1 protein-coding gene is annotated in these 668 nt (G+C 61.2%); it reads right to left on the reverse strand.

The annotated features are described in order from the left end of the window. A partial coding sequence (locus PMN64_RS42925) for an AMP-binding protein (protein ID WP_411785130.1) occupies window positions 1-668 on the reverse strand: 668 nt, incomplete at both ends.

A 668-nucleotide genomic window follows, 5' to 3' on the forward strand; every position in this document is an offset into this window, starting at 1 on the left:
CCATGGTCGTCGGCAGCGTCAGATGTGTATAAGAGACAGCCGCCGACGTAGAGCTCCCCCACCGCGCCAAACGGCACCAGCCCGCCATGACCGTCCAGCAGATAGACCACCGAATTCCGGATTGGTCGTCCCAGTGGCACCCGCTGCTGGCCATCGAAGCCAGCAGGCGCCAGGTAGCAGAGACTGAAGGTGGTGTTCTCTGTCGGACCGTAGCCATTTGAGATTCGCAGCGTCGGATGTCGCTTCTGACATGCTCTGATGGAACTGGCTGAGACCTCTTCGCCCCCGACCAGCAGTTGCTGCAGCCCACTGGTGCTCCGCCCCTCCCCGACATAGACGTCGAACAACCGCGCAGTCATCCAAGCGATAGTGATGCCTCGGTCTTGGATGATCCGGGCCAGCGTTGCCGTCGAGAGATAGCGTTCAGGATAAAGCACAACACTGGCGCCGTTCGCCAAGGCTCCCCAGACTTCGAACGTGGTCGCATCGAATGTCGGCGAGGAAGCGTTGAGGAAAACGTCCTGCGGCGAGATCTCGACGAAATCGTTCTCCGCCACCAGACGCACCACTCCGCGATGCTCAACCATGACCCCCTTGGGGGTGCCTGTTGATCCGGAGGTGTAGATCACATAGGCGAGATGGCGTGAGGTGAGGCCGAGCGCACGCGC

It is taken from the genome of Bradyrhizobium sp. UFLA01-814, assembly GCF_046718885.1.
GTDB lineage: Bacteria > Pseudomonadota > Alphaproteobacteria > Rhizobiales > Xanthobacteraceae > Bradyrhizobium > Bradyrhizobium elkanii.